This window comes from Photorhabdus sp. RM71S, assembly GCF_042879355.1.
Taxonomy (GTDB): domain Bacteria; phylum Pseudomonadota; class Gammaproteobacteria; order Enterobacterales; family Enterobacteriaceae; genus Photorhabdus; species Photorhabdus kayaii.
In genome coordinates, this window is the sequence record NZ_JBHFKV010000003.1 from 102,813 (window position 1) to 127,361 (window position 24,549).

Consider the following 24,549-nt stretch of genomic DNA (forward strand, 5'->3'; position numbering starts at 1 on the left):
TCCTTAAATTGCGCCGAGAATATTGCGCATAATACTGTCATACTTTTGAATAAAACGGTTTAACGCCTCAATAGCCGCGTTATAACGGGAACTAGCCTCATTTAAGCGTGTTGTTTTTTCCTGGACAGTATTGTTCAGTGGATTTACACGATCATTAACCGAAGTAGAAAAGTTGGCTAAGCGATTATTATCTTTGTCATATTCGTAAGAATCCGCCAGACCTGTCATAGCGCCGCTTTGCTTATTGGGACTCTCTAAAAATGCCTTAATAGAGATTTCAGAGCCAGAAGATATCTTCTTTAACAGTTTATATTCAGCACTTTTCTCAAAAGCGGCCTGATCACTAAAGCCATACTTCTTATAGTCCAGCAAATCGAAGGAACCGGAATCGGTAATATTAAGCGTCCCATTAGCTGCTAATTTCGCATTAATCTCCGACTGAATAACACTGTAAATCTTTAATTCTGCGGTCAATGCTGCCAGGTCATCACGCAACTCAAGTCGTTTTTTATCATGACCTGACATAACAGAAACAAATATATCGATTACATCATCATCAAGACGATCCGGCGTTAAATTAAAATGAACCGCAGCCAGAAAATCCCTTAATGTCCAATCAGTTTTTAATGTCGAGCTATTCAAGAAGGATTTAAGATTCTTGATACCATTCTTTATTTGGCTATCGAAATGACCATCTTTGACAATAGCGTCCGCTGGCAGAAAATAGGCAATCAGTTTTTTCAGGAGATCCTTATTTTTATTTTCAGTGATAACATCAGAACCAGATTTAATCTTGATCCCCTTATTAAGAATAAGCTCAACCAATTCATTGAGTTCAGAAGATCCAGAACCTTGTAATTGCTCTAGCGAAACCCCGTTCAGATCTTTCAAAAAAAGCTGTGGGTCATTTTGATATGGCCTAATTTCCACCTTCAAACTCCTTATACAATAATGCCACGCATACGAGGTGGGCGACGGAGACGCTTTCCCTCTTCCAGAGAGGGCGGTTGGTTGCTTCGTAAGCGATTAACTTCTGTCAGCAACTCTTGTTCGGCATTCTGAACTAAAGTAACGTCAGTATGACCAAACAGTTCTGTACCCACACTTGGGTTGATGCCAAGAGACTGCCACATCTCCTGCAACAGTTGCAGTCTGTGATCACTGTCCTTAATGGCCGCCTCAGCAGCGTGCAGTACCTTGGCGTTAGGTTTCTCTTGCATCAGTGACTCCTATAATAAAGAGAGATATTGATTCTTCCTGTCAACGTTGGACTTTTTTTTGTTGTTTTCTCATTTGATGTAACGATATAACGCAACTGGCTTCTAACTCGAACCAGCCAGGCGCGACCTCACTTGCACCTGTCCAACGGTGATAAAAGCGGGCCAAACGCTCATCATTAAGGGGAGAATCAACCAAAGTATTAACTTGACCATAAAGTCGGCTACCCGGCCCAAGCATTGCCATCGTTGCTGCTGCTAACAGATAAAGAGGCGCAAATGGATTAGCCAGTCCTCGACGCTGCCGGGTGCGACGTAACATGATGATCCAAACTCGTGGCGCATCATAGCGCCAGGCAATTTCACAATCTTCATACCACACACGCCAACCAAGAGGGATCGCGCTACTTCCCATATAGTGAGGGTGAACCGAATAACCCTGCTCCTCAAACCAAGGCGTAAGTGGATCACGGTTCATAGACACACCCTGCCAAGAGGTTGGATATTGATCTGTTGAGTCAACTCTTGATACGAGAGCACAGGCAAGCCGTGGTGATCACCTTCAATTAACTTACGGACATAGCGACGAATATCCATTGATACGATTAACACTGGCTTATTCTGCATCTGTGTTAAATCGCCCACTGTTTTCTTCATCTGTTCAAGGAAACTTTGCGTCACCGCTGGGTCTAGCGCCAGATAACTACCTGCGCTCGTTTGACGAATACCACTCCGGATCTGCTCCTCTACCTGTTGATCCAACAAATAGGCGGGCAGAATATTGTTGCCATTAGCATACTTGTAACAAATGTAACGCTTGAGACTACTGCGAATATATTCCGTTAATTGCACTACATCTTTCTCCTTCTGCCCCCACACCACCATAGCTTCGAGAATCGTACGTGTATTACGAATAGAGATGTCCTCGCCTACCAACCGTTGCAGTATCTCAGTCATCCGTTGCAATGGGATTATGCGCATGGCCTCCTTGACCAATTCCCCATAACTGCCTTCCATCTGTTCCAGAAGATAACGGGTTTCCTGCACGCCAATAAAATCTTCGGCATACTCCCGCAACACATGTGACAAATGCCAAGTGATCACCTGAGACATGGATAAAACCGCTAGCCCAGATTTCACCAAACGTTCCTGATGTGCTTCGGCTACCCACAAGGTAGGCTGATTAGGTAATAGAGGTTCCCCTTCTTCATAAGGGATAGCCAGTAATTCCAACTGACTGACTGGTTCCTGCGCCAGTAAATGCGCTGAACGCAGCCGACCACGGGCAACGGGCACCTCTTGTAGCTGGATCAGGTATTCCCCTTGCTTCATCCCTTCATTAAAACGTAAGTGAATACCCGGAAATGGTACGCCCAAATCCAAATAGAGGGCGCGTCGTACCCGTATTAATTCATCATTCAGTGAAATAGCTTCCAGCTCAGCCTGTAATCCCGCATCCACATCAATAAGTAAAGGAACCGTCATAGCAAATTCCTCTTTCTCACTCAGTTTTCCAGCTTTGGCCTTACTACCGCTTTTGGGTTTAGATTTGGCCGCCGGTGCGCCTGCCCCTTGGGCTAACAGTCTAGGAAGATCCGCTTGTTGGCTGGCGTTGGCTTGTCGCTGGCGCTGGAACAGCAAATAACCGCCACCCGCCACCACCAGTGCAAGCATTAAGAAAGTTAATGTAGGGAATCCAGGAATAAGGCCAAATACCACCAATAAAACACCGCCAATTAATAGTGCCTTTGGTTGAGCAACGACCTGATCACCAATCTCACTACCTAGATCAGAGGCGTCTTCTGACGAAACTCGGGTAACAATGATGCCTGCCGTAATCGCAATCAACAGGGCAGGAACCTGAGAGACCATACCATCACCAACGGTCAAAATGGCGTAGAGCTGCAATGCATCGGACGCTGACATCCCTTTTTGGGTGACGCCTATAGTTATCCCACCCAAAATGTTGACAAAGATGATGAGGAGACTCGCAATCGCATCACCCTTAACAAATTTCATCGCACCATCCATCGAACCAAACATCTGGCTCTCTTTTTCGATAATGCTACGCCTCTCCCTGGCTTCATTGACGTCAATAACACCAGCACGCATATCTCCGTCGATACTCATCTGCTTACCCGGCATGGCATCAAGGGAAAAACGAGCACTAACCTCAGCTACGCGCTCCGAACCTTTGGTTATGACGATAAATTGTACAATAGTGATGATCAGAAAGATCACTATCCCGACTATCAGGTTGCCACCGACAACGAAATTACCAAAGGTGTAGACTATTTTACCGGCATCTGCTTGCAGGAGGATCATCCGGGTGGTACTGACGGAAAGCGCCAAACGAAACAGCGTGGTCACCAGCAAGACCGCAGGAAAAGCGGAAAACTGTAAAGGGGAATTGATATAGACCGCCATCATCATGAGCACAACAGAGATGGTCATATTAATGGCGATCAAAATGTCAAGTAGGACAGGCGGAAGCGGCAAAACCATCATGAAGACCACGGCTAGCAACAATACTGCCAACATGATGTCTTTACGCTCGCCAATCAGACGCAATAACTCAAACCCACGGTTCACAATAGGGCCCCTTGAGCGAGATAACGCTGATAAGCACTGCGTGCTTCTTCCAGGTTCCCTTCCTGTTGACAAGCACGGCTAACACAAAGCCAGAGGGCGGCGCTTTGTTCACCCTGCTCTTGTAAGAGAGTGCAATGTTCTTTTGCCATGCTCCCCTCTTGCAGTTTAAGTAATGAAACCACCAAGGCGCGACGCCCTTCCTGATGTTCAGGATGCAAAGCCAGTAATGCATCCAATAAAATACGAGCTCGGTCAGGATGACCGTATTGAAGTTGAAGCCAGCCGAGCAGCAACAGAGCGCTCTGCTGTTTAGCACTGAGAGTCATGGTCATACCTTGTGCAACAGGTGCAGAGCCATCTGCAACAACTGTTCATCTTGATTCATTTTTTCCAACAGGGAGACAGCATGCTGTACCCTGATGTCATTACCTTGTTGCAAAATTGTACGCAGACCACTAACCGCCTGACGAAAATCATGTGGACGCAACAGAGAGTGAAACCCATCTTGCGGGCAGGCAAAAGCCAACAAAGCCTGATCAGCCTTGTTGGCTGGATAAAGACGTGCGGCGTGAGTCTCAACGGATTGACCATCGGGCAATAATGCGTAGCGATCAGGTAAACTAACCTCTATCTCTTCCCGACTGATCGCCGTTAGTTGCTCAATTCCTATATGGGCGGCAGCGATTTTGCTCACGAAGCGAGCACCTCACGCTGTACTCTTAGCAAAGAGCGAAATGCCTGATGCAGCAAGGGCAACGTTATATGTCGTTCATCTAGTGTCACAAACAATAACAGGCGATCTTCCCCCAACCAACCACAACGCAAGGGCAGTTCAGGCCCCTGACCACTGAAAGTGAGTAGCATCGCTTTCACCATGACCTCTTTTCCCTGATGCCAGGGAATTTCACGGGCCAGCCAAAGTGTTAATGCGCCACCATAGCGCTCAATTTGCAACGTACCAGAATACTCAAAATCGATTTGGATCAAGGTGCTAGAAGCATCAGACATCTCCATACCCAAATCCTGACAAAACTGGAGCAACTGTGGCTCTATCCAGTTCATGATGCTCCCTCTCCCGACCACAATTCGTCTTCTTCTCTCTCAATTGCTGTATCCAGCGCCAGTTGACAAACATTAAGCAAATTTTGGCGCTGTTCTTCATCACTGAACACCTCCACCGGAATCAAGCGAATCACTCGCTTTAACTCCCGGTAGAAATGAATTTGAGTTTGGCTATCCTGCAATCCCAAAGCATGACCGAGTATTTCAACATCTCGCACATTGGCCCAACGTTTCTCAACCAGAGAAACGACATCCCCCATAAGGTCAGAAGGCCCGTATGCCATGACTTTCCCCCTCTACCACGCTTTTCCATAACTGCTCAACCTGAACCGATAAACTGTTAAGCAAACGGAGTTTATGCATGTCACTCATCACACGTTCCAACTTAATCGGATCAAGTTGCCGCTGTTGGCTGTCCAAATCAGCACTCAACGCTTTCATGATGAATCCTGTTACTTCCATCAGGGAACTACTCTTGAAATTGGATTGAATATCCCGCCAGGCAGCCGACAACCCTTGGTAATCCATAACTGCATCACGATAGATGTTGCGCAATGCTTGCAAATTACCAACCCCATTTCTAGCTGCTGCCGTGGCATCAGGCGTAATGCGGGCTCCCAACTCGATAGCCATTCCCTGCTCTTGCGCTAAACGTGACAATTCCTGTTCAACCAATGTCAATATGGCATGTGCCTCTGGCCTACCCGCCAGCGCATCACGGGCCTGACTTAGCGCATAGAATTGCTCACTCACCTCTCCAGAGAAACTTTCCAGATAAGCCTGTAACTGAGCAATATTAGTCAACTGAGCACTATTTAAGTGAGAGATCAATGCTTTGACTTTTTGTTGACGCTCTAAATCTGGCACTTTCTGCAAATATTCACCCACCAGTGCCTCAATTTCTCGCACCCTGGCATGTCCATCGCTAACTTTACGTTTGGAAAGTGGCATATCCTTGCGTTCCGAAAATGCAAAAGTCATCTCTTCGGCCGCATCAGCAAAAGACTGGGATGCTGATACCAGCACAACTTTCTCTCCCTGAAACTGACCTACCTTAGCTTGTTCCTGTTGTGCGGTAACCCCAGCACCCAGTTCTGATAAAGTTATCGAATGAAGATGATTCTGGATAATATCCATAGTCTACCTTGTCATATCAGAGTTAATAATGAACAAATTATAAAGATACCGCTCCTGGGCCTATGCCAAAATCAGTCGTGAATTTTTAGCAAAAACCGCCATAACTCAAGGAAGAGCCCCATTGTTCTGATATAAGACCCATAAAACATGGGCAACACACCGTGAATAAAATAGGAAATCTTACCGATAAAGCAGAGAACAGCCAGGTAAACTCCAACTATTTTCTAAAAACTCCCGACTCAGGTTGCAATCCCTTCCTCCTCTCCTTCTCTATAGTATTTATAGCAGAGGTTATATAAACGATTATGAAGCTTTCCCTTGACCATATTCCCGGCAAAATGCGCCACGCCATTAATGAATGCCGGCTAATTCAGATTCGCGGCAGGGTTACTCAGGTCACGGGTACACTACTTAAAGCCGTTATTCCTGGTGTACGGATAGGTGAACTTTGTCACTTACGCAATCCTGACAACACACTGTCGCTTTTGGCGGAGGTGATTGGATTCCAACAACATCAAGCCTTGTTAACACCTCTCGGCGAGATGTTTGGTATCTCTTCAAATACTGAAGTGAGTCCAACCGGAGCTATGCATCAAGTTGGCGTGGGGGACTACCTGTTAGGGCAAGTCCTTGATGGGCTAGGTAATCCATTTTCCGGCGGTCAATTACCGGAGCCACAAGCCTGGTATCCGGTTTACCGAGATGCGCCAGCCCCCATGAGTCGTAAACGGATTGAGCACCCGCTCTCTCTCGGCGTACGCGCTATTGATGGCTTACTCACTTGCGGCGAAGGTCAACGTATGGGGATTTTTGCCGCCGCTGGCGGCGGAAAAAGTACGCTATTATCTACGTTGATTCGTAGCGCCGAAGTTGATGTTACCGTGCTGGCGCTCATCGGTGAACGTGGCCGTGAAGTGCGGGAATTTATCGAATCGGATCTTGGTGAAGAGGGCCTAAAACGCTCAGTGCTGGTGGTAGCGACCTCAGATCGCCCGGCAATGGAGCGGGCTAAAGCAGGATTTGTTGCTACATCAATCGCTGAATATTTTCGTGATCAAGGTAAGCGTGTACTCCTGCTAATGGATTCCGTGACCCGTTTCGCCCGAGCGCAACGAGAAATAGGTTTAGCTGCCGGCGAGCCGCCAACCCGACGTGGTTATCCCCCATCAGTGTTCGCCGCTTTGCCACGGCTAATGGAACGTGCTGGTCAATCCGACAAAGGTTCGATTACCGCCCTCTATACCGTTTTGGTGGAAGGCGATGACATGACAGAGCCTGTAGCAGACGAGACCCGCTCTATCCTTGATGGTCACATTATTTTGTCACGCAAACTGGCGGCGGCTAACCACTATCCAGCTATCGATGTGTTACGTTCCGCTAGCAGGGTGATGAATCAAATTATCACTCCTGAACATCAGGCTCAGGCCGGCCTGTTGCGCAAATGGCTAGCTAAATATGAAGAAGTTGAGCTTTTGTTGCAGATTGGAGAGTACCAAAAAGGGCAAGATCCCGTTGCTGACAATGCCATTGCGCACATTGAAGCAATACGTAGCTGGTTACGCCAAGGCACCCATGAGCCAAGTGATTTACCGCAAACCTTAGCTCAATTACAGCAGATAACAAAATAATGATTGGCCGTTTACAACGTATAAAGACCTTGCGAGTCGAACGCGCTGAAAAACATTTTTCCTTGCAACAAATGAAACTGCAAACGGCCCGTCAACACCATCAGCAGGCTTTGCAAACCTTGCAAGATTACTGTCAATGGCGAATAGAAGAAGAACAACGGCTTTTTGAATTGTGTCAAGGCCAACCTATTGATCGCAAAGGCCTTGAACGCTGGCAACAACAAATTGCCCTGTTACGCGAAAATGAAGCGCAACTGGAAAAGCAAATGGCTGAAATGACCGAAAAAGTGGAACTGGAACTCCGTCAATTAAAAGAGTGTCAACGTGTTCTGCACCACGCACGCCAACAGCAAGAAAAATTTAATGAATTGGGTCGTCAGCAACAAGAAGCGATCCGAGCCCAAGGTGAATACCAGGAAGAGCTGGAACAAGAAGAGTTCCATCGCCAGGAAAGAGTGTAAAACAGAAGAGTATGAACCCACTGACAGCTATCGGCAAAAAAGATGTCTCCTCCCTCCCAACGTCGTCTCCCGCAGAAGCAGACGCAGATTCGCAACGCCGTTTCGAGCAAGCTATCACCTCTCATGCCGCCAACACGCGTCAGTCAACCACACGGCGGACGGAACAACCGTTAACCAATACGACGACAAACAATAAACCAGCGGATCAACATGACTCAGATGAGGAGCTTCCACTATTCGACTCTTCCCAACTGGCAATTGATGATCCGCGCAAGCAAGCCTTATCATTGACAGGCCATGGCATGCCTGCGCCACTTCAAAATCAGAAAAAAAACGTATCGTCCCCCGCTCATCGCTTCAATGAGATCGCTAACGAGATAAGGGAATCTCTGTCAGCACCCGAAGTCCCAACACGTCAGCCCAACCTGAACACCTTGACTGATTCTGGCCTAAAACCAGTTGATATCACGGTAACTTCTCATCTTGACACAGCAATGATACCTGTTCAGCAAGACATAAACGATGAACGGGCATATCAAACACCTAGCCGATCCCCATCTCAGCCAGATACACAACACGGTGCCATTCCTCACCAACAAACAGACCCAACTTTACCTATACCTGCCCGCCATGCCAACGAAATCAACTCTGCGGAAGGAAAAACACTGGATGAAATCGAAACATCCCATTTGTTGGTATTAAAGCCAAAAGAGTCCGACTCTCAATCCTCTTACTCTGGTGGATCAGACGGGAAAGCACCTTTCTTCCCACAAACGCAACTCCTGCCGGGGGAGCGCATCCTCGCCACGATGCAAGCAGCTTCAACCCTATCTCCCCTTTTGGAAGCGTTAATCGACAAACTGAGTGTAGAGATCAGTATCGAACTAACCCAACAGCAACGTCCGGCGACATTACATCTGACACTTCCTAGCCTGGGAGCACTTGAGATCCAACTCACCAGCGAGCATGGCAAACTTCAAATAGAGATTTTAGCGAATCCGGCAGCTCAACAACTCCTGAAACAGGCACGCTTTGAACTGATTGAACGTCTACAACTTCTTTACCCAACACAAACTGTTGAACTCTCCCTTCCGTCTCAAACGGATAGTGAACATGGATCACGTCAACGTCGCAGCGTATATGAAGAATGGAAAAAAGATGCATGAATAGCCTGACCTTATCCAAAGTTTCATTGGAAGAATTAACGCTGCACCAGACCCTGAGTCGCCACCAGCAACAATTTAATTGGGATAATAACTATCTCTCGCTGGATGTGATTTCTCCTCCTCAGACGTTAGACAGGAAACTGATCGCCCATTGGCAGGGACAAACCTTCTCCTTGTACTGCCATGCAGCCGAGTTAGCGCTGTGGCTCGCACCTGATCTACAACAAGCGGACCTCACATCACTCCCTCAAGATCTGCTGTTGGCACTACTGGAATATCAAAGCAAAGTGCTACCCACTCTGTCATGGTCAGCACTGAGTACCACGTCAGAACGTCCTTTGTCAGCTTGCTTACGACTACGCCTTGAACGGCCAGGGGCCACATTGCCGCTCTGGTTACCAGAGCCATCCCCCTTAATTGCCATATTGCCAGAACGTCAACCTAGAGAATGCCTGCCTATTCCATTACGGCTTTCTCTGCAATGGGGAGCAATAATCCTGACTTTAGATGTGTTTCGTACTCTGGAATCAGGGGATGTGCTGCTACTGCCCCCACAGCAACAACCAGATGACCCTTTATTAGCGTATCTGGAAGGACGCCCTTGGGCCTACTTTAAATCCCATGACCATAAATTGGAGTTAATCACTATGCACACCCCCTCTCCTGATAGTTCTGACAACGCTCTGCCAGTAACAGACTTAAACGAACTAGAGGTTCATGTCAGTTTCGAAGTGGGCCGTCAGACTCTGGATCTACAGACACTCACCAGCCTGCAACCCGGCTCATTACTCGATCTTGGTGTTCCTTCAGATGGCGAGGTACGTATTCTCGTCAATCAGAAATGCCTGGGTTCAGGGCGATTGGTGGATATTGAAGGACGTCTGGGTGTAAGAGTTGAACATCTCTCCGTGGAGAAACAACCATGATCCAGCTACCGAACGAATTGGATCTCATCATCGGTCTGGCCTTGCTAGCTCTGCTTCCCTTTATTGCCGTGATGGCGACCTCTTTTCTCAAACTGTCTGTGGTATTTTCCTTACTGCGTAACGCATTGGGCGTACAACAGATCCCACCCAACATGGCTATGTACGGATTGGCAATTATCCTCACTATCTATGTGATGGCTCCGGTGGGTTTCGCCACTCAAGATTACCTGCGTCAAAATGAAGTTTCATTCAGCAATGCGCAATCAGTAGATAAATTTGTGGAAGAGGGCCTGACACCTTACCGGAATTTTCTCAAACAACATATTAAACCCAGTGAACGCACTTTCTTTATCGATAGTACCCGACAAATTTGGCCAAGCCAGTATGCAGATCGGCTAGAACCAGACAGCCTATTGATACTGCTACCCGCCTTTACCGTCAGTGAATTAACCCGGGCTTTTGAAATCGGGTTTCTTCTTTATCTACCATTTATTGCAATCGATCTCATTATTTCTAACATTCTGCTGGCAATGGGAATGATGATGGTTTCTCCAATGACTATCTCACTTCCTTTCAAATTACTGTTATTTGTCCTGCTTGATGGCTGGACACGCCTAACACACGGCCTTGTTATCAGTTATGGAGATTGAACATGAGTAATGCTGATATTTTGCATTTCACCAGCCAATCTCTCTGGTTAGTGTTAATCCTTTCCCTGCCGCCGGTACTCATGGCTGCGGCAGTGGGAACATTGGTCTCGTTGATCCAAGCACTCACCCAAATACAAGAACAAACATTGGGTTTTGTTATTAAATTAGTTGCGGTCATTATCACCCTGTTCGCTACAGCTACTTGGCTTGGCAACGAACTCTATAGCTTCGCCAACATGACCTTTCTTAAGGTGCCGCTGATCAAATGACCCTACCAGAGCTCCAGCAGCAAATACTGGCTTATACCCTGCTGTTACCTCGCATCATGAGTTGCTTTGTGATATTTCCTGTGCTCAGCAAACAGATGCTAGGTGGTGGGTTAATCCGCAACAGCGTGGTCTGCTCACTGGCCCTTTATGCTTACCCAACAGTAGCAGGCAGTCAGTTGCCCACATTAGGTAGTCTGGAATTGACGCTGTTGCTCGGTAAAGAGGTCCTACTCGGTTTGCTCATTGGCTTTATCGCCTCTATCCCATTTTGGGCGATGGAAGCCACCGGTTTTATTATAGATAACCAACGGGGAGCAACAATGGCTTCAGTGCTTAACCCTTCCCTGGGAAGTCAAACCTCACCCACGGGTCTATTATTGACTCAAACTTTGATAACACTCTTTTTCTCCGGCGGCGCTTTTCTTGGTCTGCTTGGCGCCCTATTTCAAAGCTATAACAGTTGGCCGGTAACGCAGTTTTTTCCCCAAATTACCAATCAGTGGATCCACTTTTTCTATGGTCAGTTTAGCTATCTACTACAGCTCTGCGCTTTAATGGCAGCTCCTTTGCTAATCGCCATGTTTTTAGCAGAGTTCGGGCTGGCACTGATTAGCCGTTTCGCTCCCTCTCTCAACGTTTTCGTGTTAGCAATGCCGATCAAAAGTGCAATTGCCAGCCTGTTACTAGTTATCTATATCCGGTTATTGATGCATCATGCCTATGATAAAGTGCTGTTAATTCTCTCCCCAGTGCGCATGTTAATCCCTATTCTGGAGGCACCATGAGTGGAGAAAAGACTGAAAAACCTACCCCCAAGAAACTTAGAGACGCCCGGAAGAAAGGCCAGGTAACCAAAAGTAACGAAGTCGTCTCCACCTCCTTAATATTGGGGCTAATCGGCATGATAATGGTCATGTCTGAATACTATTTGGAACATCTGGGTAAACTGATGCTAATCCCGGCTAATCTACTGGAGAAACCCTTTCCCCAAGCCTTCAACCATGTGGTTGAAAACTTGATGCAAGAGCTGGTCTACCTCTGCCTGCCAATTCTAAGTGTTTCCGTTTTGCTATCGCTGGCATCACACTTCGCTCAATACGGTTTTCTACTTAGTGGACACGCCATCAAACCTGATATTAAAAAGATCAACCCTGTTGAAGGCGCTAAGAGAATCTTCTCTATCAAGAGTCTGGTGGAATTCATCAAATCAATACTTAAAGTAGGACTGCTCTGCACCTTGGTTTGGATTACTCTGGCAGGCAATCTACAAGCACTACTGCGCCTGCCGGAGTGTGGAACAAGATGTATTGTTCCTGTACTCGGCATAATGTTAACCCAGCTCATGACCGTATGCGGCATGGGGCTTATTGTGATTTCTATTGCCGATTATGCCTTCGAACACTACCAACATATTAAGCAGCTTAGAATGAGTAAAGACGAGATCAAACGGGAATATAAAGAGAGTGAAGGCAGCCCAGAGATCAAAAGCAAACGACGTCAATTTCATCAAGAATTACAATCAAGCAATATGCGCGCTAGCGTTAAGAATTCATCAGTTATCGTCGCCAACCCAACCCACATTGCGGTAGGTATCCGTTATAAGAAAGGAGAGACACCGTTACCCCTTATTACACTCAAGTTCACCGATGCGCAGGCCCTGCAAGTTCGACGTATTGCTGAAGAGGAAGGCATTCCGGTGTTACAACGCATTCCGCTGGCCCGAGCACTTTATCAAGATGGCCTGATAGACCAATATATTCCTGCTGATCTTATCCAAGCTACCGCAGAAGTTTTGCGCTGGCTAGAACAGTGGCAAGATCGCCCGCCGGAGCCGTAACCTGTCCTCAAACAGCGTTTTTTGACAGTCAAACTGCATATATGAACTGAGCATTGGCATTTAACATACCTTGCCAATGCTCAATTGCAAACGAAATACAATTTATACCCGTTATCTTTCAAGTTGCCTCTTTGTTGGCTGCACTCACTCCGGTCACATTAGTTACCTATGCTCCCGGGGATTCGCTCCCTTGCCGTCGCGATGCATCTTGAAATCCATAGGGTATATATTTGTTTCTTAAGCGTTACGATTTAATCACATAATAACAACAAATTTAATATAAATAAAAATTACTGCTAATAACCTAACATTGCTTAAACAATATTATAATAAACAATCCAATTCAGTTGGGTGGATTTTTTGTTTTTATCGATGGATCAAATAGCTGAAATCAGATTGAATTTATTATTAAGTGATTTATATTACACGTAGCTATTTTGATTTCACTTTGCGCTGATTTCTACACCTGCTAATTCGTTAATATTACTCTAGCTATCATTCATTACAATTACTAACGTATTATGAATCACTAATAGATTTCCTGAATAAAAGGAGATAACTATCAATATCAGTCAAGACAAAAGACTCGGTTTATATACCCGTCATCTTTCAAGTTGCCTCTTTGTTGGCTGCACTCGCTCACCCCGGTCACATAGTTATCTATGCTCCCAAGGATTCACTCCCTTGCCGTCGCGATGCATCTTGAAATCCATAGGGTATAACTTTATAACTAAGGGTGCAAAATTTATAGGCAATCGTTATCGTGCAAAAAACTGATCCCTTTTCACTCTTCGTTTATAAAACGTTTATAAAACGTTTATAAAACGTGAGAATAATACAGTATTCGGACCAAAGAACATTATAGGCCCACTAGCAAAAATCATTTTAATTAAAAGATGCTATAGTTAACCATCAGGTTAAATACGTAAAATTATTTTTCACTGTCTATTCCAGGCAGCGAAACCAAAGAAAATATCTACTAATAATAATGTAATTTGTATTTTTAAGACATAACACCAACAGATCCAGGACAATAGAATGAACGGCATCACAACATCAGGGAAGGGAATGGATATCTCACTACTCCAGCGTAGCATGCCTGCCTTTAACGTTATAGAGCACCCCCAAGAAGGGATATATATCCTGCTCGAAGGTGAAATGACATGGCAGGACAGTACCAATACCTACGATATCTCCCACAACGAGTTGCTTTTTGTTCGTCGTGGCAGTTATGCAGCAAAAACGCGTAGCGATACTTGCAAACTACTCTGGTTGCCTCTGAGTACGACTTTCCTCCACGGGTTTCTGCAACGCTTTGGTACTCTGCTCAGTGAAGTCGAGCGGCACAACATGTCAACACCCGAATTAATTGCATTTACCTCATCCCCTCTGTTATCTCAAAGTATAAATGGGCTGGTCGATCTATTGGCTCATGATTATCCTACAGCGCTGGGTCAACTCAGAACAGAAGAACTGCTATTGTTATTAGCATTTGGAGAACAAGGTACTTTGCTCATGTCAGTATTACGACAATTGAGCAATCGCCAAGTGGAACGTTTACAGAGTTTTATGGAAAATCACTACCTTAAGGAGTGGAAACTCAGTGAATTCGCTAAAGAATTTGGTATGGGATTAACCACCTTCAAGGAGCTGTTCCGTTCGGTGTACGGAATATCACCACGCGCTTGGATCAGTGAACGCCGTATTCTTTATGCACATCAACTACTACTCAATAGCGAGATGAGTATTGTTAATATCTCGATGGAAGCAGGATTTTCCAGCCAATCCTACTTCACTCAAAGCTATCGGAGACGCTTTAATTGCACGCCCAGTCGAGCCAGGTATGGCAAAGAGTAACGATTGGCTAAAATAATCTGACGTTTTTTACAAGTTAACCGTTGGCCTGACAGATAAAATAAGGCCATCCCTAATTTAATCGACAAGAGTGACTAGCAGCAAGATGAGCATAGCATGAGCCAGCAAGACCATAATCAGACTCGAACCAGCATGTTTCTCGGCCGCAAGATCTCTGTCACGCAGTCGGGAATTCCACGCCGGGATCAATTACTCGGAAAATCATCGGCTATTCAGTATCAGAATAGAGACATTATCAATAGCCAACAGTTTATTTTATTACAACGTTTGCTACCCAGACATCTGCTGGAAAGCTTGATCAAGTCCGTCTGGTTTCGTAGACGGTTAAATTGCGGGCAAGCTTTGCGGCGTGATGACCTACAACAGCTCATTAGAGCGGCGGCAGAACCGGAATGTGACTGGAATAAGGTGCTGGGTGACCGCATAAACCTAGCTGACAGACATCTTTTACAGCACTGGGTATTACAGCCGCTATTTGACTGGTGGCTCCGTTTGTTGGAGCCAGAGATAGACTTCTGGTTCACTGAATTTGATCAGTTACAGATCCAAGAACGGCAACTGCGTGCTAAAGCGCATTTTTGGCAGCAAGCCGAAAGCGTCTCGTCTCAATGCCGGGAACAATATCATAAAGAGGTTACATCTTTGCAAGCAGCGCTTAATCAACGCAAGCAACTATTAGAAAAACGGCTGTTGACAACGGAAACCCAAGCTCGCGAAGCATGGCCCAACTGGTTTACTGGGCTAGATGCACTCCAGACTGGCGGCGACCTAACCGCTTTTATGCCAGTTCCCGAAGCACTGTCATCCTGTTGGGCGTGGTTGACTACTTTAGAGCATGACACCGAGGAAGCTACTCACTTGAAAAAATGGCTTTGTGCCCATTTTCTGTGCCTGCCACAGGACAATTTTTACTGGCAATCGACGACCTAATTATTAGAGGAAACATGCAAATTCTACTCAATCATTTGGCCAGTCGCTTAGGCCAGAAGCCTTTTATTTCCGATAGACAAGGGCATTACCATTTGCACATTGATAACTACAACCTGTTTTTTCGCCAACAGGGAACTGAACTTGTGTTATCCAGCCCGCTAAGCTGGCGCCACAACCCAAAAGATCCGTCAGGCGATGAATTACTGAAAACACTATTGCAACAAGTTACGCGCTGGGGACGCCATGCTCCCCATGCACTGACCTTAGATGAATCAGAGAATCTTATTCTGGAAGCACGCCTTGACCTTGATAGTTTGGATATTCAAATACTGGAACAGATGCTAACTCTGCACATCGATCTACTGGAACAAATCATGGCTTTATTGTCGGAAACCCAATCCGCCCCTCAATGGAAACAGGCAATATGGCAACCATGAAACCATTCCAAAGGCTATGCCGTTCCCTACTGTTATCGTTGAGTATCAGCAGTGTGATGCTCCCTTCTGCTTATAGCCAAGATCTGGATTGGTTTCCTGCGCCTTATAACTATCTGGCAAAAGGAGAAAGCTTGCGGGATGTACTGGTTAATTTCGGCGCCAACTATGAAGCATCAGTGGTTGTCAGCGACAAGGTGACCGATCAAGTTAACGGCCATTTTGAGCAGGACACTCCTCAGGAATTCCTGCAACATTTATCCTCTCTCTATAATCTGGTCTGGTACTACGACGGGAGTGTGCTTTATGTATTCAAAAACAGTGAAATACAATCGCGCTTGCTTAAACTTGAACGGACCAACGCAACGGAGTTACAGCAAGCCCTAAAACGTTCCGGTATTTGGGAGCCACGCTTTGGCTGGCGTCCTGATCCAGGCAACCAACTGGTTTACGTATCAGGCCCTCCTCGTTATCTTGAACTGCTTGATCAGACTACATCCGCACTGGAACAGCAGTCATTGCTGCGTAGCGAAAAAACGGGCGCCTTGACAGTGGAAATTTTCCCGCTCAAATACGCCTCAGTGGTCGATCGCAAGATCCAGTATCGTGATACCAGTATTGAGGCGCCGGGCATAGCCACCATCCTCTCCCGCCTGCTCAGTGATACCAATGTGAGCGCTGTTACTGGTGAAGCATCTTCTTCTATGGGAGAAAGCTACTCAAACCGTGCGGTCGTACAAGCAGAACCCTCCCTAAATGCCATCATTGTACGGGATAACCCGGAAAGGATGTCCATGTACGCCCATTTGATCAACGCACTGGATAAACCATCCGCCCGGATTGAAGTTGCCCTTTCCATCGTTGACATCGACGCAAACAACCTTTCAGAACTGGGAGTTGACTGGCAAGTCGGAATCAACACCGGGCCTCGCCATATCATTGATATCACAACTTCTGCCAGGGAAAAAAGAGAGAGCAAAGAAAAAGGTGAAAACCTCGGTTCAGCCGCATTAGGTAGCCTGGTCGATCGCCGTGGCCTGGATTACCTGCTCGCCAAAATAACCTTACTAGAGAGTAAAGGAAGCGCTCAGGTGATTTCCCGCCCAACGCTTTTAACGCAGGAGAATACACAAGCAGTCATTGACAACAATGAAACCTACTACGTAAAAGTTAATGGCGAACGGGTTGCCGAGCTTAAAAGCCTTACCTATGGCACTATGCTGCGCATGATCCCTAGAGTCATCCAAGTAGGAGATTCTCCTGAAATCAGTTTAGACCTGCATATTGAGGATGGTAACCAGAAACCTAATAGCTCAGGACAGGATGGCATCCCGACTATCAGCCGAACCGTTGTCGATACCGTTGCCAGAGTTGGACATGGGCAAAGTCTGCTGATTGGTGGCATCTACCGCGACGAAATGAGTCAAATAACACGCAAGGTGCCATTTTTAGGCGATATCCCCTACCTGGGTGTCTTGTTTCGCAATACCAGTGAGCAAGTTCGGCGATCAGTACGGCTATTCATTATTGAGCCACGTCTGATTGATAGTGGGATAGCCCATTATCTGGCTCTTGGTAACGGACAAGATCTACGCCCTGGATTACTGGCAACACAGGATATCTCTAACCAGAGCCTATCGCTGAGTAAAGTTCTGGGAAGTGCACAATGCCAACCATTATCCTCAGCCCATCAAGTACAAGAAACCCTACGGCAAGCAGGTAAAAGCTCATTTCTATCCTCATGCCGAATGGGTAAAACTTACGGATGGCGAGTCATTGAACAACAATGTTCATTGAAGGAAACCTGGTGTGTTCGTGCGCAAAATAAGGCGAACAGATGAGTTGGAAAATTCGCTTTTACCGCGGACTGAATAAAAGTATTGAGGTTAATTTAGCTAAGGGGCGTTTAGCCATCGGCTCAGACCCCCTACAGGCAGATATCGTTCTGGTGGATGAAGATGTTGCGCCTGTGCACCTGATTTTAGAAGTCGAACCAGACTCAATTCGCCTGTTGGAATGGGCCGGTGAAGTCGCACCAAGTCAGAATGGCGAACCGCTATCATCGGGTGCGACATTGCAAGCGCTGGCCCGTCAAGAGGCTGGCCCGTTATTGTGGGCTTTTTGTGACCAACAACATGCATTCCCGAACCAACTCGCTGAACTGGCGGTCATACCACGCCAGCGCCCTGCCCGCCAAAATCGTAGCCGGGTAGCAGGCGGGATGTTGATACTTTGTCTGGTCTTGGCACTCGGTCTTCTGGCACTGCTTGGGCATGAAGGATGGCAAAGGAGCAACATGTCCAATGGCCTCGCCGAGCAAGAACTACGCCGTTTTCTCAATGGCGATTCAGCCTATCGCCAGATAAGTGTACAAATGATGCCCGATCATGGGCCACTACTGCTCAAAGGTTATGTGGACCTCAATCAACAACGGCTGGCGCTGCAACAGTATCTCGATACTCACTCTCTCAGTTATCGGCTGGAGTTGCGTACTATGGAAGAATTACGTCAGGGGGTGGATTTCATTTTACAAAAATTAGGCTATGCCCAGGTGCAAAGCCGCAATGGCAAACAACCCGGTTGGGTCCGCCTTACGGGAGAAGTCACTGATACCAGCCAGCAATGGAACGATATCGAGTCACTACTCAAACGTGATGTTCCGGGATTACTTGGTATAGAAAACCAGACGAAGTTCACCGGTAATCACCTCAAGCGACTGGATATGTTATTGGCTAAACATGATTTACCCGACTCGCTGATCTACAAAGATAAAAATGATCGTATCGAGTTCACTGGTCAATTGGATGAGCACCAGACGCATAACTTCTACCGCTTACAGCAGGTATTTAAACAAGAGTTCGGCAGCCGGCCAACACTGGTATTACTGAATAATAAGCGTCTCACTCGCAATGATGAGCTCAATTTCGACGTCCGGGCCGTTTCCTTCGGGCGTGTACCCTATGTGGTACTCAAAAACAACCTGCGTTATCCGGTTGGAGCAACCACAGAAAATGGTTTAAGAATCGAAGCCATCCGTCAAGATGCGATTGTTATTATCAAGGGTGGACAACAATTTATCGTCAAACTTAACAGGAGCCCAGCTTCATGATGACATCCCTGGAAGCACGACTGTTTGGTGCTGATCCCACTTATGTCAACGAAATGCAACACCGTCTCGCTCAGGCGCTGAACGATATCAAACAACGCCTGAGACGCGGCGGTTCAGTACAAGAATACCAACAATGGCAACTGGAGGCTGATGCCATCCAAGCTGCAATCACAATACTTAACACAACAGAACTTAACACAACAGAAGGAAACCATCATGGCTGAAATTTTTACTTCCGCAAAGACAGTTAATACTCTCGATAAGGTTGCTGAGCAGCTTAAGACCCAAGCCAACACAGCTAACACAGACGTTAATGACGCAATCGCCGCCCTCAGCGGCGGGCCTGATAACCCTGCTTTGCTAGCTGATTTACAACACAAAATCAACAAGTGGTCGGTAATCTACAACATTAACTCTACTGTCACCCGGTCCATGAAAGACCTGATGCAGGGCATATTACAGAAGATCTAATCATGACACGTTCACTCAAAGGGCTACTGGCAGATATTGCTCTGGTTGGAAGCGGCCATCACTGTCATGACGAAGCCAATATTATTGCCGACTGGCTGATGTCAAGCGAGGAAGGACAAGAAGCAGCAAACCTGATTCGGCTCTCTTCTCTAACGAACCAAGGCAAATATCAACAGGCTCTGGATTTTGGTCGGGATCTCCCTTGGCCTATTTTAGAACCTTGGTTAGCTTTGTGTGAGTGGCGTTTGGGTCTGGCATCAGCTCTGGAGCAGAGACTGACGCGAATGGCGGGCAGCGACGATCCACAATTGCTCTCCTTCGTTGACGGCATGCGGGAACAACTGGCTCATGAATAGGATTGAAGGACCATCCTATAACACTGTGTCGCAACCAACGGTACAGCCTTCGGTCAGTTCCAAGCACCAGCACAGCTTTGAGCAAGCACTGGAAACCACGCCTGATCAGCAAATGCTGAAAGAGCGCCAGCAACGCTGGCTTCAGGGAGAACCGCTGGAAAACGTTTTAGCCGACTTCGAGCCAGCGACACAGCGCAAAGTGACATGGCAGTGGTATCAGGCTTTATCGTCTGACAAACAGCCCTCCCAACGTGCTCAGTTAGAAGACAAGCTGATCGCTCCGGTACAAGAGCAGCTATGGTCGCAGTTTGGTGGCTTGACAGGCAATATCAAGCCATCACTGGATATGCCAGAACTTAGAAAGATTGTTCGTGAATTCGCCCCCACAGGTCGACAACAGGAGACAGTGCTCCTCAAGATACTCGGCAAGATTGAACCTATTCCTGGCAATGAGTACCTGAGTGACCTTATCCGGCAGGAGTTGAAAACATTGATCCCCCGTAACGGTATGGTGGATAACCTGATTCGAAACTCACACAAACCTGATTTGGAAGAATAATGGATCTACCGCAACTCAGTAAAACAAGGATAGACAACCTAGATAAACTCAACACACCTCAAATTTGGAGGAACAATGGATCTACCACATATAAGCGAGACACTGATCACCAGCCTGGATGAACTCAACACATCTCAGGCCAGTGCAGAAAATATTGCGAGTTTTGAACTTGCTATGTCCAATCAAGATCAGGGGATTGAAAACAATCTGATCAATGAATTAGGTCAGATCAGGCAACAACTTACTCAGGCGAAACAAGATCTGGAAACACAGCTAGCGGTCCCTAGCAGTGATCCTAACAGCCTGATGCAAATGCAGTGGTCTCTAATGCGGATCACCCTGCAAGAAGAGCTGATTGCCAAAACGGTAGGACGACTCAATCAAAACATTGAAACCCTAATGAAAGCCCAGTGAGGAGCTGTGAAGAAACACTATATAATCTGCGTCATGCTCGCTGTCCTGATGCTAACTGGCTGTAAAATCGAACTCTACACCGGAGTTAGCCAAAAAGAAGGCAACGAAATGTTAGCCTTGCTCAGAGAAGCGGGCATTTCCTCTGATAAGCAGCCAGACAAAGATGGCAATATCAAGCTGTTAGTCGAAGAGTCTGATATCGCCCAAGCTGTTGAGGTGCTCAAGCGTAAAGGATATCCACGGGAGAGCTTTTCCTCGTTACAAGATGTCTTCCCTAAAGACGGCCTTATCTCTTCACCAATAGAGGAGCGAGCACGGCTTAATTTCGCCAAAGCACAGGAGATTGCTCGAACACTTTCTGAGATCGATGGTGTGCTGGTAGCACGGGTACATGTTGTTTTACCCGAGGAGCAAGACAGACTAGGTAAAAAACTGTCGCCAGCCTCTTCCTCGGTGTTTATCAAGCACGCAGCGGATGTGCAACTCGACACTTACATTCCTCAGATCAAGCAACTGGTTAATAACAGCATTGAAGGGTTGAGTTATGATCGGATCAGTGTCGTATTAGTGCCCGCAGCGGGCGTGCGTCAGGTACCACTGGCACCACGCTACTCCACGCTGTTCTCTATCCAAGTGACTGAAGAGTCACAGGGACGTCTGCTTGGGGTGTTGGTACTATTGTTAGCCTTATTATTTGTCAGTAATCTGGCGCAATTCCTGTGGCACCGAAGCAGGATGCAATAAATGGTAACCGCATTAACGCCTTATCAATTTCGGTTTTGCCCTGCCAGCTATATTCATTCTGACCATCTATTATCGGAATGGCTTGCAGTCTTATCTTCCCTACCTGAGTGGCGAAACTCTCCCAGGCTAAATGGGCGACTGCTGACCCAATTTGATCTACATGTGGATTATGAATTACCAACTGGATTGGGAAATATTGCCTTGTTAGAGCAATCGTGCTTAGAACAACTTCTTACCTGGCTAGGAGCTTTACTTCATGGGCAAGCTATCCGCCATTGTCTGATGGCGACAGAACTTCGCCACTTACATGACTCACTAGGAAAAGAGGGACATCGCTTCTGCTTAAATTATCTCGACATCATTATCGGCAACTGGCCAACTGGCTGGCAGCGCTCATTACCACCAGAAATTAATGCAAACTATTTTCGTACCAGTGCCTTACAGTTCTGGCTAACGGCGATGGAGCCTCCTCCTATTGATTTCGCTAAGCGCCTGAGCCTACGGCTTCCCTCTTATGAAAACCTCGCGGCCTGGCCTGTCAGCCAGGCAGAACGACCGTTGGCACAAGCATTGTGTCTCAAATTGGCTAAGCAAGTGAACACAGAATGTTACCATTTATTAAAATAACAACAGAGCATCTCCAACTGTCTCCTGAACTCCAGATACTGCGTAAAGCGGACTATCAAACCTGCCTCAGTGCCAAATCTCTGCTTGAGGCTGCCCGGCTTCAGGCACAAGAAATTGAACATGACGCGCAGGCGGTGTATGAGCAACAAAAAGAGTTAGGTTGGCAAGCAGGCATTGATGCTGCCCGCGCAGAACAAGCTAACCTGATTCATCAAACCCAGTTGCAATGCCAACAATATTACCGACAGGTGGAGCAACAGATGAGCAATGTAGTATTGCAGGCTGTACGTAAAATCCTAAAGAATTATGACCAAGTTTCCCTCACCTTACAGGTAGTTCATGAGGCCCTGTCATTAGTCAGTAACCAAAAACAGGTTATCCTGCGCGTTAATCCTGAACAGGCCGCAACAGTTCGCGAACAAATATCACGGGTACACAAAGATTTCCCTGAAATCGGCTACTTAGAGATCACTGCTGATGAGCGCCTCGATCAAGGGGGCTGTATTTTAGAAACAGAAGTCGGGATCATTGATGCCAGTTTGGATAGCCAATTAGAAGCACTGATGTCAGCCATCAATAACCAATGGCAAAGTTGACGACACCATCACACTTCAAAGAGATAACCGGTTTTCGACGGAAAGTGAAAATTTCTTCTGCCGTTATTAATATTCTCTATTTCGACAAAACATTATGATTCACTCTACCTAATATCCAAGCGTATATCTCAAAAAAAACCACTTAAGGAGTGACCATTGTCTCCCATTTCAGGTATTAATCACCAAAGAATATTTCCTACCCAACAGCTCGATACCACAGCCGTTAATCAACCACAGGGTGAACTGTCGGGTAAATCCCTGAAAGTCTCTTCACCCAGACCAGGGTTATTAGAGCGCCTCTCAGCGGCGATTCAACGCAATCTACCGGGCCATTCTATGCTCGATCGTCAACTAACCACCGATGGCAAGAAGAATCAAGAGAGCCGCTTCTCGTTCAGCATGATCAAGGACAGAATTGTTCACTTTGCGGTGAGCACCACATTAGGGAGTGTTAGAGATTCTGCAAATAAACACGGTGGAGAAGTGACTTTCAAGTTCGCCCAGACCAAAGGTACCTTTCTGGACCAAATCATGAAACATAGTGACACCTCCGGCGGGGTTTGTGAATCCATATCCGCTCACTGGATAAGCGCTCACGCCAAGGGTGAAAGTGTTTTCGATCAGCTCTATGTAGGCGGCCAGAAAGGACAATTCCATATCGATTCTCTGGTTTCCATTAAGCAGTTACAGATGGATGGCATGGACCCCTATGCCGAACAAAGTCAAATAACGGAATCCTGGCTTAGTGAGAACGGCGTCCAACCACGAAGCCAGCTTGATACAAACGGCGAAACTGGCAGCAAAGGCACAAAAGATCTATTAAACGCTATCCTGGATACAGGTAATAAGGGATCAGGCTACAAGAAGATCAGCTTTGAAGGGCAGATGGCTGGACACACTGTAGCCGCCTATGTCGATGACCAGAAAGGTGTTACCTTCTTCGATCCTAACTTCGGCGAGTTCAACTTCCCGGATAAAACCTCATTCTCCAACTGGTTCTCTCAAGATTTCTGGTCCAAATCCATGTACAACAAGGAAATCGGACTGGGACAAAATTTCTACGTTTCCAACTTCGAGCCTAAAACACGATGACACACGATTATCACCAGCTTATAGAAGCGCTGTTCTCTAAACTCGGAGTGCCCGCGTCCCCTACCGACGATGGTATCTACACTTTAGAAGTTGATGGACGTTTTCAGGTATTGATTGGCTGTTATCACGACAACTGGCTACAGTTGTTCTGCGAATTAGGGTCCGAAGTCAGTCATGCCAACAATCTTTTTGGGCAACATTGGCCGGCTCATGTCCAAGGTGATTTGGATGGACAAGCAATTTTGTGGTCACAACGCCCCTTAGTCGAAGTAGACGTAACTGAACTACAAGCTTGGTTAGAACGCTTTATTGATGATATTGAGCAACGCCTGACACCTAACACAACCCAACAGCCTAAAAATCTGCCGCCTTCCTTGATGCGGGTTTGAAACCACTA

32 protein-coding genes are annotated in these 24,549 nt (G+C 46.6%); 23 read left to right on the top strand and 9 right to left on the bottom strand.

The genetic code is table 11. The features are described from left to right. Positions 1-3: 3 nt before the first annotated feature. From ACGF5R_RS02525 to sctW, 9 genes are read right to left on the bottom strand one after another with little or no spacing between them, the layout of a single operon-like run. Entirely contained in the window at positions 4-930 is a 927-nt protein-coding gene (locus ACGF5R_RS02525; protein WP_112879044.1) for a virulence-associated V antigen, read from the bottom strand. Between the two features lie 11 nt (positions 931-941). Beyond that, positions 942-1,220 carry an LcrG family type III secretion system chaperone gene (locus tag ACGF5R_RS02530; RefSeq protein ID WP_112879043.1) on the bottom strand — a complete coding sequence of 93 codons (279 nt, stop codon included), beginning with the start codon at positions 1,218-1,220 and terminating at the stop codon, positions 942-944. A 40-nt stretch (positions 1,221-1,260) separates the two neighbouring features. Continuing rightward, positions 1,261-1,695 carry an LcrR family type III secretion system chaperone gene (locus ACGF5R_RS02535; RefSeq protein ID WP_387689622.1) on the bottom strand — a complete coding sequence of 145 codons (435 nt, stop codon included), beginning with the start codon at positions 1,693-1,695 and terminating at the stop codon, positions 1,261-1,263. Further along, positions 1,692-3,758, bottom strand: coding sequence for a type III secretion system export apparatus subunit SctV (gene sctV / locus ACGF5R_RS02540; protein ID WP_387689722.1), 2,067 nt, complete (start codon positions 3,756-3,758; stop codon positions 1,692-1,694). Before sctV ends, ACGF5R_RS02535 begins: the two co-directional genes overlap by 4 nt. A gap of 47 nt (positions 3,759-3,805) precedes the next feature. Continuing rightward, on the bottom strand, positions 3,806-4,135 hold the full coding sequence (gene sctY, locus ACGF5R_RS02545; RefSeq protein WP_112894985.1) for a type III secretion system chaperone SctY: 330 nt from the start codon (positions 4,133-4,135) through the stop codon (positions 3,806-3,808). Positions 4,136-4,137: 2 nt separating this feature from the next. Continuing rightward, the gene (sctX, locus tag ACGF5R_RS02550; protein WP_112879040.1) at positions 4,138-4,503 is read right to left on the bottom strand and encodes a YscX family type III secretion system protein SctX; all 366 of its coding nucleotides are present in this window, start codon (positions 4,501-4,503) and stop codon (positions 4,138-4,140) included. Continuing rightward, on the bottom strand, positions 4,500-4,871 hold the full coding sequence (sycN, locus tag ACGF5R_RS02555) for a type III secretion chaperone SycN (RefSeq protein ID WP_387689624.1): 372 nt from the start codon (positions 4,869-4,871) through the stop codon (positions 4,500-4,502). Before sycN ends, sctX begins: the two co-directional genes overlap by 4 nt. Further along, positions 4,868-5,155 (bottom strand): TyeA family type III secretion system gatekeeper subunit, encoded by a 288-nt coding sequence (locus ACGF5R_RS02560; protein ID WP_387689626.1) that lies wholly within the window; start codon positions 5,153-5,155, stop codon positions 4,868-4,870. Before ACGF5R_RS02560 ends, sycN begins: the two co-directional genes overlap by 4 nt. Next, positions 5,136-6,008: a type III secretion system gatekeeper subunit SctW gene (sctW, locus tag ACGF5R_RS02565; protein WP_387689628.1), complete on the bottom strand. Its 873-nt coding sequence runs from the start codon at positions 6,006-6,008 to the stop codon at positions 5,136-5,138. The genes ACGF5R_RS02560 and sctW overlap by 20 nt, the downstream gene beginning before the upstream one ends. 305 nt (positions 6,009-6,313) lie before the next feature. Between sctW and sctN the strand changes: the two genes are divergently transcribed. The 23 genes from sctN to ACGF5R_RS02680 all read left to right on the top strand — a co-directional run bounded on the left by sctN (position 6,314) and on the right by ACGF5R_RS02680 (position 24,541). Beyond that, complete coding sequence (sctN, locus tag ACGF5R_RS02570; protein WP_112879036.1) at positions 6,314-7,636, top strand: type III secretion system ATPase SctN; 1,323 nt, start codon at positions 6,314-6,316, stop codon at positions 7,634-7,636. Then, the gene (locus ACGF5R_RS02575) at positions 7,636-8,097 is read left to right on the top strand and encodes a type III secretion protein (RefSeq protein ID WP_387689630.1); all 462 of its coding nucleotides are present in this window, start codon (positions 7,636-7,638) and stop codon (positions 8,095-8,097) included. Before sctN ends, ACGF5R_RS02575 begins: the two co-directional genes overlap by 1 nt. 11 nt (positions 8,098-8,108) lie before the next feature. Continuing rightward, positions 8,109-9,263 (top strand): type III secretion system needle length determinant, encoded by a 1,155-nt coding sequence (locus tag ACGF5R_RS02580; protein ID WP_387689632.1) that lies wholly within the window; start codon positions 8,109-8,111, stop codon positions 9,261-9,263. Continuing rightward, positions 9,260-10,189: a type III secretion system cytoplasmic ring protein SctQ gene (gene sctQ, locus ACGF5R_RS02585; RefSeq protein ID WP_112879033.1), complete on the top strand. Its 930-nt coding sequence runs from the start codon at positions 9,260-9,262 to the stop codon at positions 10,187-10,189. Before ACGF5R_RS02580 ends, sctQ begins: the two co-directional genes overlap by 4 nt. Continuing rightward, positions 10,186-10,839 (top strand): type III secretion system export apparatus subunit SctR, encoded by a 654-nt coding sequence (gene sctR / locus ACGF5R_RS02590; RefSeq protein WP_112879032.1) that lies wholly within the window; start codon positions 10,186-10,188, stop codon positions 10,837-10,839. Before sctQ ends, sctR begins: the two co-directional genes overlap by 4 nt. Positions 10,840-10,841: 2 nt before the next feature. Further along, positions 10,842-11,108, top strand: coding sequence for a type III secretion system export apparatus subunit SctS (gene sctS / locus ACGF5R_RS02595; protein WP_049582485.1), 267 nt, complete (start codon positions 10,842-10,844; stop codon positions 11,106-11,108). After that, positions 11,105-11,893: a type III secretion system export apparatus subunit SctT gene (gene sctT / locus ACGF5R_RS02600; protein ID WP_387689634.1), complete on the top strand. Its 789-nt coding sequence runs from the start codon at positions 11,105-11,107 to the stop codon at positions 11,891-11,893. Before sctS ends, sctT begins: the two co-directional genes overlap by 4 nt. Continuing rightward, positions 11,890-12,945 carry a type III secretion system export apparatus subunit SctU gene (gene sctU, locus ACGF5R_RS02605; protein ID WP_262980697.1) on the top strand — a complete coding sequence of 352 codons (1,056 nt, stop codon included), beginning with the start codon at positions 11,890-11,892 and terminating at the stop codon, positions 12,943-12,945. Before sctT ends, sctU begins: the two co-directional genes overlap by 4 nt. Positions 12,946-13,983: 1,038 nt before the next feature. After that, complete coding sequence (locus ACGF5R_RS02610; protein ID WP_112879028.1) at positions 13,984-14,802, top strand: AraC family transcriptional regulator; 819 nt, start codon at positions 13,984-13,986, stop codon at positions 14,800-14,802. Between the two features lie 114 nt (positions 14,803-14,916). Further along, entirely contained in the window at positions 14,917-15,750 is an 834-nt protein-coding gene (locus ACGF5R_RS02615; protein WP_112879027.1) for a T3SS regulon anti-activator ExsD domain-containing protein, read from the top strand. A 14-nt stretch (positions 15,751-15,764) separates the two neighbouring features. Beyond that, positions 15,765-16,187 carry a YscB family type III secretion system chaperone gene (locus ACGF5R_RS02620; protein ID WP_112879026.1) on the top strand — a complete coding sequence of 141 codons (423 nt, stop codon included), beginning with the start codon at positions 15,765-15,767 and terminating at the stop codon, positions 16,185-16,187. Next, positions 16,175-18,025: a type III secretion system outer membrane ring subunit SctC gene (gene sctC / locus ACGF5R_RS02625; RefSeq protein ID WP_387689637.1), complete on the top strand. Its 1,851-nt coding sequence runs from the start codon at positions 16,175-16,177 to the stop codon at positions 18,023-18,025. Before ACGF5R_RS02620 ends, sctC begins: the two co-directional genes overlap by 13 nt. Beyond that, positions 18,022-19,293, top strand: coding sequence for a type III secretion system inner membrane ring subunit SctD (gene sctD, locus ACGF5R_RS02630; RefSeq protein WP_387689639.1), 1,272 nt, complete (start codon positions 18,022-18,024; stop codon positions 19,291-19,293). Before sctC ends, sctD begins: the two co-directional genes overlap by 4 nt. Next, entirely contained in the window at positions 19,290-19,517 is a 228-nt protein-coding gene (locus ACGF5R_RS02635) for an EscE/YscE/SsaE family type III secretion system needle protein co-chaperone (RefSeq protein ID WP_387689640.1), read from the top strand. The genes sctD and ACGF5R_RS02635 overlap by 4 nt, the downstream gene beginning before the upstream one ends. After that, complete coding sequence (gene sctF, locus ACGF5R_RS02640) at positions 19,510-19,764, top strand: type III secretion system needle filament subunit SctF (RefSeq protein ID WP_112879024.1); 255 nt, start codon at positions 19,510-19,512, stop codon at positions 19,762-19,764. The genes ACGF5R_RS02635 and sctF overlap by 8 nt, the downstream gene beginning before the upstream one ends. A 2-nt stretch (positions 19,765-19,766) precedes the next feature. Further along, entirely contained in the window at positions 19,767-20,120 is a 354-nt protein-coding gene (locus tag ACGF5R_RS02645) for a YscG family type III secretion system chaperone (protein ID WP_262980695.1), read from the top strand. Then, positions 20,113-20,679: a YopR family T3SS polymerization control protein gene (locus tag ACGF5R_RS02650; protein WP_262980694.1), complete on the top strand. Its 567-nt coding sequence runs from the start codon at positions 20,113-20,115 to the stop codon at positions 20,677-20,679. Before ACGF5R_RS02645 ends, ACGF5R_RS02650 begins: the two co-directional genes overlap by 8 nt. A gap of 75 nt (positions 20,680-20,754) precedes the next feature. Beyond that, positions 20,755-21,093, top strand: a complete 339-nt coding sequence (gene sctI / locus ACGF5R_RS02655; protein ID WP_118985034.1) for a type III secretion system inner rod subunit SctI — start codon at positions 20,755-20,757, stop codon at positions 21,091-21,093. Between the two features lie 6 nt (positions 21,094-21,099). Then, a complete protein-coding gene (gene sctJ / locus ACGF5R_RS02660) occupies positions 21,100-21,837 on the top strand; it encodes a type III secretion system inner membrane ring lipoprotein SctJ (protein ID WP_275658147.1) in 738 nt (245 codons plus the stop codon). Beyond that, positions 21,838-22,464 (top strand): Yop proteins translocation protein K, encoded by a 627-nt coding sequence (locus ACGF5R_RS02665; protein ID WP_387689643.1) that lies wholly within the window; start codon positions 21,838-21,840, stop codon positions 22,462-22,464. It begins immediately after the preceding gene. Then, positions 22,443-23,060 (top strand): HrpE/YscL family type III secretion apparatus protein, encoded by a 618-nt coding sequence (locus ACGF5R_RS02670; protein WP_112879018.1) that lies wholly within the window; start codon positions 22,443-22,445, stop codon positions 23,058-23,060. The genes ACGF5R_RS02665 and ACGF5R_RS02670 overlap by 22 nt, the downstream gene beginning before the upstream one ends. A 156-nt stretch (positions 23,061-23,216) precedes the next feature. Next, positions 23,217-24,152, top strand: a complete 936-nt coding sequence (locus ACGF5R_RS02675; RefSeq protein ID WP_112879017.1) for a YopT-type cysteine protease domain-containing protein — start codon at positions 23,217-23,219, stop codon at positions 24,150-24,152. Next, the gene (locus ACGF5R_RS02680; protein ID WP_112879016.1) at positions 24,149-24,541 is read left to right on the top strand and encodes a CesT family type III secretion system chaperone; all 393 of its coding nucleotides are present in this window, start codon (positions 24,149-24,151) and stop codon (positions 24,539-24,541) included. The genes ACGF5R_RS02675 and ACGF5R_RS02680 overlap by 4 nt, the downstream gene beginning before the upstream one ends. Positions 24,542-24,549: the final 8 nt, after the last annotated feature.

Excerpts from the sequence above, each read along its gene's own strand:
- sctN (WP_112879036.1), top strand. The coding sequence starts at position 6,314 with ATGAAGCTTTCCCTTGACCATATTCCCGGCAAAATGCGCCACGCCATT.
- sctD (WP_387689639.1), top strand. The coding sequence starts at position 18,022 with ATGAGTTGGAAAATTCGCTTTTACCGCGGACTGAATAAAAGTATTGAG.
- ACGF5R_RS02665 (WP_387689643.1), top strand. The coding sequence starts at position 21,838 with ATGGTAACCGCATTAACGCCTTATCAATTTCGGTTTTGCCCTGCCAGC.
- ACGF5R_RS02645 (WP_262980695.1), top strand. The coding sequence starts at position 19,767 with ATGACACGTTCACTCAAAGGGCTACTGGCAGATATTGCTCTGGTTGGA.
- ACGF5R_RS02560 (WP_387689626.1), bottom strand. The coding sequence starts at position 5,155 with ATGGCATACGGGCCTTCTGACCTTATGGGGGATGTCGTTTCTCTGGTT.
- sctS (WP_049582485.1), top strand. The coding sequence starts at position 10,842 with ATGAGTAATGCTGATATTTTGCATTTCACCAGCCAATCTCTCTGGTTA.
- ACGF5R_RS02530 (WP_112879043.1), bottom strand. The coding sequence starts at position 1,220 with ATGCAAGAGAAACCTAACGCCAAGGTACTGCACGCTGCTGAGGCGGCC.
- sctW (WP_387689628.1), bottom strand. The coding sequence starts at position 6,008 with ATGGATATTATCCAGAATCATCTTCATTCGATAACTTTATCAGAACTG.
- sctI (WP_118985034.1), top strand. The coding sequence starts at position 20,755 with ATGGATCTACCACATATAAGCGAGACACTGATCACCAGCCTGGATGAA.
- ACGF5R_RS02580 (WP_387689632.1), top strand. The coding sequence starts at position 8,109 with ATGAACCCACTGACAGCTATCGGCAAAAAAGATGTCTCCTCCCTCCCA.
- sctT (WP_387689634.1), top strand. The coding sequence starts at position 11,105 with ATGACCCTACCAGAGCTCCAGCAGCAAATACTGGCTTATACCCTGCTG.
- ACGF5R_RS02575 (WP_387689630.1), top strand. The coding sequence starts at position 7,636 with ATGATTGGCCGTTTACAACGTATAAAGACCTTGCGAGTCGAACGCGCT.
- ACGF5R_RS02635 (WP_387689640.1), top strand. The coding sequence starts at position 19,290 with ATGATGACATCCCTGGAAGCACGACTGTTTGGTGCTGATCCCACTTAT.
- sycN (WP_387689624.1), bottom strand. The coding sequence starts at position 4,871 with ATGAACTGGATAGAGCCACAGTTGCTCCAGTTTTGTCAGGATTTGGGT.
- ACGF5R_RS02680 (WP_112879016.1), top strand. The coding sequence starts at position 24,149 with ATGACACACGATTATCACCAGCTTATAGAAGCGCTGTTCTCTAAACTC.
- sctU (WP_262980697.1), top strand. The coding sequence starts at position 11,890 with ATGAGTGGAGAAAAGACTGAAAAACCTACCCCCAAGAAACTTAGAGAC.
- ACGF5R_RS02670 (WP_112879018.1), top strand. The coding sequence starts at position 22,443 with ATGTTACCATTTATTAAAATAACAACAGAGCATCTCCAACTGTCTCCT.
- ACGF5R_RS02650 (WP_262980694.1), top strand. The coding sequence starts at position 20,113 with ATGAATAGGATTGAAGGACCATCCTATAACACTGTGTCGCAACCAACG.
- sctF (WP_112879024.1), top strand. The coding sequence starts at position 19,510 with ATGGCTGAAATTTTTACTTCCGCAAAGACAGTTAATACTCTCGATAAG.
- sctQ (WP_112879033.1), top strand. The coding sequence starts at position 9,260 with ATGAATAGCCTGACCTTATCCAAAGTTTCATTGGAAGAATTAACGCTG.
- ACGF5R_RS02620 (WP_112879026.1), top strand. The coding sequence starts at position 15,765 with ATGCAAATTCTACTCAATCATTTGGCCAGTCGCTTAGGCCAGAAGCCT.
- sctR (WP_112879032.1), top strand. The coding sequence starts at position 10,186 with ATGATCCAGCTACCGAACGAATTGGATCTCATCATCGGTCTGGCCTTG.
- ACGF5R_RS02610 (WP_112879028.1), top strand. The coding sequence starts at position 13,984 with ATGAACGGCATCACAACATCAGGGAAGGGAATGGATATCTCACTACTC.
- sctV (WP_387689722.1), bottom strand. The coding sequence starts at position 3,758 with ATGTTGGCAGTATTGTTGCTAGCCGTGGTCTTCATGATGGTTTTGCCG.
- sctC (WP_387689637.1), top strand. The coding sequence starts at position 16,175 with ATGGCAACCATGAAACCATTCCAAAGGCTATGCCGTTCCCTACTGTTA.
- ACGF5R_RS02615 (WP_112879027.1), top strand. The coding sequence starts at position 14,917 with ATGAGCCAGCAAGACCATAATCAGACTCGAACCAGCATGTTTCTCGGC.
- sctY (WP_112894985.1), bottom strand. The coding sequence starts at position 4,135 with ATGACTCTCAGTGCTAAACAGCAGAGCGCTCTGTTGCTGCTCGGCTGG.
- ACGF5R_RS02535 (WP_387689622.1), bottom strand. The coding sequence starts at position 1,695 with ATGAACCGTGATCCACTTACGCCTTGGTTTGAGGAGCAGGGTTATTCG.